This window comes from Bradyrhizobium genosp. SA-3 (assembly GCF_004212635.1).
Taxonomy (GTDB): Bacteria; Pseudomonadota; Alphaproteobacteria; order Rhizobiales; family Xanthobacteraceae; genus Bradyrhizobium.
In genome coordinates this window covers 1-8,181 of the sequence record NZ_PSRT01000229.1, presented here as the reverse complement: position 1 = coordinate 8,181, position 8,181 = coordinate 1, and the positions used below count along the sequence as shown (strand labels likewise).

Below are 8,181 nucleotides of genomic sequence, written 5' to 3'. Positions count from 1 at the left end.
CGCTCACGGCCTTCTCGCAGGCCGGCGAGACCTTGGCCTTGTTCTTCTCCAGGCATTCGAGCGCGGCGGCGCCGCCCGGCGGCACGCTGGCGCACACCTTGGGATAATCGGCGCGGCAGGCGCTCTTGACCGCCGCAACCTGCGCGCTGCTTGGCTGCGTTGCGGCAGCGGCCTTCGGCGCCGGCGTGGCGGCCGGCTTTGCAGCGGGAGCGGAGTCAGCCTTCGGCGTGGCAGGCGCCGCTGCCGCCTTGGGTGCAGCCTCGGTCTTCGGCGCAGCAGGCGCAGCTTCGGTCTTCGGAGCCGAAGCAGGCTCGACCGCGCGAACAGCGGTCTGGCATCCCGATGACAGGCTCGACATGTTCTTCGCCAGACATTGATACGCTTCCACCCCGCCGGGCGTCACGCTCGAGCAATGCGCCATGAAGTCCGAGCGGCATGCCGAGCGGATGGCGCTCTTCTGCGCCTCGGTCGGCGTTTGCGCGAATGCGCTTGTTGCAATTGCGAAGAACGCTGCCGCCAGCAACGCCTTGCGCGTTGATGCATGTTTCAACGTGTTGAACATCCGAGTATTTCCTGCCCCGTCGGTCACGCCGACGCTTCTTAAAATGTGATGCAATCGCAATCGTCGCGAGTAATGCCTCGCGCGCGGCATCATTCGCCGCTTTGACCTCTGCCGCAAGTCAATTATGCCGGCGCAATTGCGCCGCAACCAGAGCATGATCCGGATCCGACGGGCGGCGCTAGCGCAAAGTGTGCAGCGGTTTTCCGAAAAGATCATGCTCAAACGACACGTCGTCAGAGCCTGACCATGCGCTTGCCGCGGTTCTCGCCCGCGAGCAATCCGATCAGCGCCTTCGGCGTGTTCTCGAGGCCATCGATGATGTCCTCCTGCACCTTCAGCTTGCCGGATTTGACCCAGGCTTGGAGGTCTGCGAGCGCGCGCTGGCTGTCCTTCATGTAGTCCATCACGATGAAGCCCTGCATGACGAGCCGCTTCACCACGATCAGGCCGGGCACGCCGCGCGGGCCGTGGGCGGCAGGCGCGCCGTCATATTGCGAGATCGCGCCGCAGCAGGCGATGCGGCCGTAATTGTTCATCTGGGGCAGGCAGGCTTCCAGAATGTCGCCGCCGACATTGTCGAAATAGACGTCGATGCCTTTTGGCGCGGCTGCCCGCAACGCCTTGAACACCGCGCCGTCCTTGTAGTCGACGGCCGCATCGAAGCCGAGCTCCGAGGTCAGCCAGTTGCACTTATCAGCGCCGCCGGCGATGCCGATCACGCGGCATCCCCTGATCTTGGCGATCTGCCCGACGATCGAGCCGACCGAGCCTGCGGCCGCGGAGACAACGACCGTCTCGCCCTCTCTGGGCTTGCCGATCTCCAGCAGGCCGAAATAGGCGGTGAGGCCGGCGATGCCGAACACGCTGAGCAGATGCGTCATCGGTTCGAGCTTCGGCATCTTGGTGAGATGCTTCGCAGGCACCGCGGCAAATTCCTGCCAGCCGGTGTCGCCGAACACGATGTCTCCGGGTGCGAGCGCCGGCGCCTTCGAGCTGACGACCTCGGCGATGGCGCCGCCGGCCATCACGCTGTTGGCCTCGACGGCGGAGCGATAGGTCGCCCCGTGCATCCAGGCACGGTTGGCGGCGTCGAGCGAGATGTAGCGCACGCGCAGCAGAGCCTCGCCGTCCTTCGGCTCCGGCAGTGCGCTCTCCACCATCTTGAAATGCTCGGGCCCGAGCTTGCCGCTCGGCTTTTCCACCAGGAGAATTTGACGATTGATGTTGCCGCTCATGGCGTTCCCCTCTTCGATTGTTTGGCAATTATTGATGCAGCTGCAGCCAAGAAAACGTGCAAGCCGCATTTGTTGTGCGCTGCATGAAAGCTAGATCGCCGCGCTCCATTTCACAATGGGAACATCCGGCCAACGCGACCACACGCAAAGCGTGTTGCGTCGCTGTGATATCTGCGACATCATGAAGCGCCGGTGTACGTGGGGGTAAGCGATGTCCAACAGGTTCACGCAATACATTCTGGCCGCGATGGTGCTCGGCATCATCATGGGTTCGGCGATCTACAATTTCCTGCCCGACACGCGCGCCGACTGGGCCTCGTCCATCAACCTGATCGCCATGATGTTCCTGCGCCTGATCAAGATGATCATCGCGCCGCTGGTGTTCGCGACCCTGGTCGGCGGCATCGCCCATATGGGCTCGGGCTCCAAGCTCGGCCGCATCTTCGCCAAGACCATGGGCTGGTTCGTCAGCGCCTCCTTCGTATCGCTGCTGCTCGGCCTGATCATGGTCAATCTGCTGCAGCCCGGCGCCAACTTCCCTGGCACGCTGCCCGCGGCGGGTCAATCGACCGGCCTGCCGGTCTCGGCCTTCTCGATCGAGAAATTCTTGACCCATCTGATCCCGACCTCGATTGCGGACGCGATGGCGCAGAACGAGATCCTCCAGATCGTGATCTTCGCCGTGTTCTTCTCGGTCGCGATGGGCGCGATGCCCGAGCGCTCCAAGCCGATCCTGGCGCTGATCGACGACATCGGCCACATCATGCTGAAGGTGACGAGCTACGTGATGCTGTTCGCGCCGCTCGCGGTGTGGGCCGCGATCACCGCGACAGTCGCCAAGAACGGCCTCCTGGTGCTCTGGAAGCTCGTTGTCTTTATGGGCGGCTTCTATCTCTCGCTGGCGATCCTGTGGACCATCCTGGTCATCGTCGGCTTCATCGTGATCGGGCCGCGCTACAGCCATCTGCTGAAGCTGATCCGCGAGCCGCTGATGATCGCGTTCTCGACCGCGAGTTCGGAGGCGGCCTATCCGAAGACCTTGGAGGGGCTCAACCGCTTCGGCGCCTCGTCGCGGATCTCGAGCTTCGTGCTGCCGCTCGGCTATTCCTTCAACCTCGACGGCACGATGATGTACTGCACCTTCGCCAGCATCTTCATCGCGCAGAGCTACCACATCGACATGCCGCTCGGCACCCAGCTCGCGATGCTGGCGACGCTGATGATCACCTCCAAGGGCGTCGCCGGCGTGCCGCGCGCCTCCCTCGTCGTGATCGCCTCGACGCTGGCGCAGTTCAACATCCCCGAGGCGGGCCTCTTGATGATCATGGGAATCGACACCTTCCTCGACATGGGCCGCAGCGCCACCAACGTGATCGGCAACACGCTTGCGACCTCAGTGGTTGCGAAATGGGAAGGCGAGCTCGGGCCCGAGCATGCGCTTGAACCGGGCGACCTCGTGCCTGAGGACATGGTCCCAGGCGAAGTGCCCGCGATGGCCGGCCATGGGTAGGAGCGAACCATGGGCCAGACACTGGCGAGGTCAGTGACCTCATTCTGCCTGTGGCTCGCGGCATATTTGCTGGCGACCTCGTTGTTCGTGAGCTCGGCGTCCGCCCAGACCGGCAGCGAAGGGCTCAGCCCGACGCTGTCGGCCATCAAGAAGGCGCACACCGTGCGGCTCGGCTATCGCGAGAGCTCGCCGCCGTTCTCCTTCCTCGACCAGGCGGGCGCCCGATCGGCTACAGCCTCGAGCTCTGCGAGGCCATCGTCGAGGAGATCGGCGTCGAGGTCGACGATCCCAATCTCAGAATCGACTACGTCAAGGTCACCTCGGACGACCGCATCGACGCCGTACTCCAGAACAAGATTGATCTCGAATGCGGCTCGACCACGGCCAATGCCGAGCGTGGCAAGCGCGTCGCATTCTCGCCACTGATGTTCGTCGCCGGCACCAAGCTGATGGTGCCGAAGGGAGCGGCTGTTTCCGGTGTTGCGGATTTGAAGGGCAGGACCGTCGTGGTGACCAAGGGCACGACCAACGAGCAGGCGATGCACGCCGTCGACAAGAAGCTCTCGCTCGGCCTTAACATCGTGACCGCGCCGGATCACGAGCAGTCGTTCCGGATGGTGGCCGACGGCAAGGCAGATGCGTTCGCGACCGACGACATCCTGCTCTACGGCCTGATCGTGCGCCACAAAGCGCAGGAATATTTTCGCGTGGTCGGTGACTATCTGTCCTACGACCCCTACGGCATCATGTTCAAGAAGGGCGAGCCGCAACTCGCCGCCGTGGTCGAACGCGCCTTCCGCAAGCTCGGCTCCAACCGCGACCTCGTCCCGCTCTACAACAAATGGTTCACGGCGAGGCTCCCCACCGGCGAACGGCTGAACGTACCGATCTCGCTGCAGCTGGAGGAAGCCTTCAAGGCCATGGACGATTCGCCGAGCGCGAATAATTAGCGATTCTCTCTTACCCTCCCCTGGAGGGCCTGGAGGGGGAGGGTCGATCGCGCAAAGCGCGAGCGGGGTGGGGTGATCTCTCCACTCGGGCGGTGTGTAAGGTGGAGAGACCGTCACCCCACCCCGTCTCGCATCGCTGGCGCGCTGCGAGCCGACCCTCCCCCTCCAGGAGGGTGGGCCGAGCTCGCGGCTGCTAGTTCTGGCCAAACACCCGGTCCAGCGCCGCGTCATACGTCGCCTGCACCAGCTCCGGATGCAGCTTGCCCAGCGCTTCCATCATCACGCCGGAATTGATCTCGAGCACGCGCCAGGTGCCATCGACTCGCACCAAATCAATTGACGCAAAGGCGATGCCGATGGCGCGCGCGGCATCGATCGCGAGCTTCACGCAAGCCGTTCGAACCTCGCCGTCCTCCAGCAACACCGGCTTTGCGCCGGCGTCTAGGTTGTGTCGCCAATCTGTGCCACGCTGCTTGCTGTAGACGACGAGGGGTACATCATCGAGCAGCACCACACGGACCTCGTCCTCGATCGCGACATAGGGCGAGATCACGAGCCCGGCTCTCATCGAAAAAACCTCACTAACCGCGTGGTCGAGTTCCGCCTCCGTCGTCACCTTGAACACCGAGCGCCCCGATGTCCCCTCGTTCGGCTTCACCACCACGCCTTGTGGATGGTCGTGAAGCAGCTCGAGCATTGCCTCTCGCCAGGTGGGGCCAACAACATTCCTGCCCAGCTTCGGGTTGAGGAAGAGGTGATGGGGAACGCAGGGCACGCCCTCGAGCGTCAGCGCCTCGGCAGTGGCCGATTTGTCGTTGGCGAGGCGATGGGCGATGGCGCTGTTGAGGCCGATGTCGTAGCCGAAGGCGAAGCGGCGCTCGTCGCCCCGGCGCATCGCGATCAGCCAGCCACTGGCGCGGACATCGACCGTGACGCCATGGTCCGCGCAATAGCGCCTGATCGCCTGGACGAAGATCCGCTCGCTGCTTGCCATGTGATTCAGTCGTTCCTGTCACCAAAAGCCGCAAAAATGCGGGAAACGGCGCCAAACCGGGGTGAAATTCAGAGCTATTCTTAATGAAATTCTCGTTAGCGCGATGGAAATTAAGTGCTGCCGTCGAGCCCCCAAGGGAAAAGAAATTGCCCGCCGCGCGCGCTAGGCAGCAAATTCATTAATGATGCGTCCAATTCCGCCCAAATGCCGGTTTGATCGGCATCAATTGCTTCCGAAACGAGGTTGATTATTGGTCTCAATGGCGTAGATCACACACGCGAAATCCTCCGCCATGGCAAATGGTGCCCGCCCCGCTGTCAGAGGCCGGGCAACGCTTTATTCGGAATATCGAAAATCATGAGCGCGTTTTACCGAGAGAAGGTTCTTTCCGTCCACCACTGGACCGACACGCTGTTCAGCTTCCGCGCCACGCGCGATACCGGCTTCCGCTTCCAGAACGGCCAGTTCGCCATGATCGGCCTCGAGGTCGACGGCCGCCCGCTGCTGCGCGCCTACAGCATGGCGAGCGCCAATCATGAGGAACAACTCGAGTTCTTCTCGATCAAGGTTCAGGATGGTCCGCTGACCTCGCGCCTCCAGAAGATCAAGGAAGGCGACACCATCCTGGTCGGCCGCAAGGCGACCGGCACGCTGATCACCGACAATCTCCTTCCCGGCAAGCGGCTGATGCTGCTCTCGACCGGAACCGGCCTTGCGCCGTTCGCGAGCCTGATCAAGGACCCCGATGTCTACGACCAGTTCGAGTCGATCGTGCTTGTGCATGGCTGCCGCCAGGTCTCCGAGCTCGCCTATGGCGAGAAGCTCGTCGCGAGTTTGCGTGAGGATGAGGTGTTCGGCGAGCTGCTCGCGGACAAGCTGGTCTACTATCCGACCGTGACCCGCGAGCCCTTCCGCAACCGCGGCCGCATCACCGACCTCATCAACTCCGAGCAGATCTTCAACGATATCGGGCAGTCGCCGCTCGACATCGCAACCGACCGCGTCATGATGTGCGGCAGCCCGGCGATGCTCGAAGAGCTGAAGCTGATGTTCGAAGGCCGCGACTTCGTCGAGGGCTCCGGCAACAAGCCCGGCCATTTCGTGATCGAGAAGGCGTTCGTCGAGCGCTGATTGCCGCTGTCCCGCTGGCGCGGGACGGCTTCGCCTCACACTCACTCGTCGTCCCGGACAAGCGCGCCAAAAGCGCGCGCCGATCCGGGACCCCCGAGCGAGCGCTTGCGCTCGTCGCGATAGCCACAGGCCGTGGTTATGCGAGGACTCGGAGTGACAGCTTCCCTTCAGCCATTAGATCCTGTGGTTATGGATCCCGGGTCTGCGCTTACGCTTGTCCGGGATGACGGCTGACTTGTCAGTGTGGCGCCCCACTCGCAGCCCGTTACAGGCGCTGCGACCCGCTGCCCAAATCCCCACCCCTCTGCTGCACTGCAAAAGCCCGCCCATCGGGCTGATTGATTTGTCTCAGCCGAATTCGCTAGCCTGAAACAAGGGCCGCGTCATATCCGTATGACAGGCACAGGCGTATCGTAGCGCTCATGCTGGCGAGAGGACGTGATCGTGGCCGAGGACAACAAAACGCAAGAAGCTCCGAAACGCCTGCCACTGGCGGAAGAGGGGGTCATGGAAACCCTGCTGCTTCCGTTCTCGCCGCGCTTCATCGTGCTGACGATCTGCGCGGTCGTCACCGCGCTCCTGATCGCCATCGGTATCGCCGACCGCAAGATCTTCGACATCCTGCTGGTCCCGATCCTGATCTTCGCCGCGCTGACCCTGCTCGGCGTCCGCGATCTCCTGCAGAAGAGCCACGCGGTGCTGCGCAACTATCCGATCTCGGCGCATATCCGCTTCCTCCTGGAAGAAATCCGCCCCGAGATGCGGCAATACTTCTTCGAGAGCGAGAAGGACGGCATGCCGTTCTCGCGCGACACCCGCGCGGTGGTCTATCAGCGCGCCAAGATGGAGCTCGACAAGCGGCCGTTCGGAACCCAGGAGGACGTCTATCGCGAGGGCTACGAGTGGATGCATCACTCGGTCTCGCCGAAGGCGCATGCCAGGGAAAAATTCCGTGTCGCCATCGGCGGGCCGGATTGCGCAAAACCCTATTCGGCCTCGGTGTTCAACATCTCGGCGATGAGCTTCGGCGCGCTCAGCCCGAACGCGGTGCGTGCGCTCAATGCCGGCGCGAAGAAGGGCGGCTTCGCGCATGACACCGGCGAGGGCGGCGTCAGCCCTTATCACCGCGAGATGGGCGGCGACATCATCTGGGAGATCGGCTCCGGCTATTTCGGCTGCCGCCACCTCGACGGCTCCTTCGACCCCGAGGCATTCGCGCGCGTCGCCGGCGAAGACCAGATCAAGATGGTCGAGCTCAAGATCAGCCAGGGTGCCAAGCCGGGCCATGGCGGTGTGCTGCCGGCCGCAAAAGTCTCGGAAGAGATTTCCAAGATCCGCGGTGTCGCGATGGGAGAGGATTGCATCTCGCCGGCCTCGCACCGCGCCTTCTCCACACCGATTGGCATGATGCAGTTCATCGCCGAGATGCGCCGCCTGTCCGGCGGCAAGCCGGCCGGCTTCAAGCTGTGCATCGGCCATCCCTGGGAATTCCTGGCGATCTGCAAGGCGATGAGGGAGACCGGCATCTATCCCGACTTCATCGTCGTCGACGGCAATGAGGGCGGCACCGGCGCTGCGCCGCTGGAATTCATGGATCATCTGGGCATGCCGATGCGCGAGGGCGTCAATTTCGTCCACAACGCGCTGGTTGGCATCAATGCGCGCGACCGCATCAAGATCGGCGCGTCCGGCAAGATCGCCACCGCCTTCGACATGGCGCGAGCCATGGCGATCGGCGCCGACTGGTGCAATTCGGCGCGCGGCTTCATGTTCTCGCTCGGCTGCATCCAGTCGCTGAG

Annotated in this window: 6 protein-coding genes and 1 pseudogene; 4 read left to right on the top strand and 3 right to left on the bottom strand. The window is 63.2% G+C overall.

Going from position 1 to position 8,181, the window contains the following annotated elements:
• A partial coding sequence (locus tag CWO91_RS40535; RefSeq protein WP_130220924.1) for a cysteine rich repeat-containing protein occupies nt 1–562 on the bottom strand: 562 nt, incomplete at its 3' end.
• A 233-nt stretch (nt 563–795) separates the two neighbouring features.
• Nucleotides 796–1,797, bottom strand: coding sequence for an NADP-dependent oxidoreductase (locus tag CWO91_RS40530; RefSeq protein ID WP_130220923.1), 1,002 nt, complete (start codon nt 1,795–1,797; stop codon nt 796–798).
• 211 nt (nt 1,798–2,008) lie between these two features.
• Here CWO91_RS40530 and CWO91_RS40525 point away from each other — a divergent pair, with 211 nt between their 5' ends.
• A complete protein-coding gene (locus tag CWO91_RS40525) occupies nt 2,009–3,307 on the top strand; it encodes a dicarboxylate/amino acid:cation symporter (protein WP_130220922.1) in 1,299 nt (432 codons plus the stop codon).
• A gap of 9 nt (nt 3,308–3,316) precedes the next feature.
• Nucleotides 3,317–4,257: pseudogene (locus CWO91_RS40520) on the top strand (amino acid ABC transporter substrate-binding protein).
• A gap of 193 nt (nt 4,258–4,450) precedes the next feature.
• On the opposite strand, the gene CWO91_RS40515 reads toward CWO91_RS40520, so the two are convergent.
• Nucleotides 4,451–5,251, bottom strand: a complete 801-nt coding sequence (locus CWO91_RS40515) for an ATP-grasp domain-containing protein (protein ID WP_130220921.1) — start codon at nt 5,249–5,251, stop codon at nt 4,451–4,453.
• Between the two features lie 357 nt (nt 5,252–5,608).
• On the opposite strand from CWO91_RS40515, the gene CWO91_RS40510 reads away from it, so the two are divergent.
• Complete coding sequence (locus tag CWO91_RS40510) at nt 5,609–6,382, top strand: ferredoxin--NADP reductase (RefSeq protein WP_130220920.1); 774 nt, start codon at nt 5,609–5,611, stop codon at nt 6,380–6,382.
• A gap of 507 nt (nt 6,383–6,889) precedes the next feature.
• Nucleotides 6,890–8,181 (top strand): FMN-binding glutamate synthase family protein (locus CWO91_RS40505; RefSeq protein ID WP_130220919.1); only part of this gene is annotated, 1,292 nt, incomplete at its 3' end.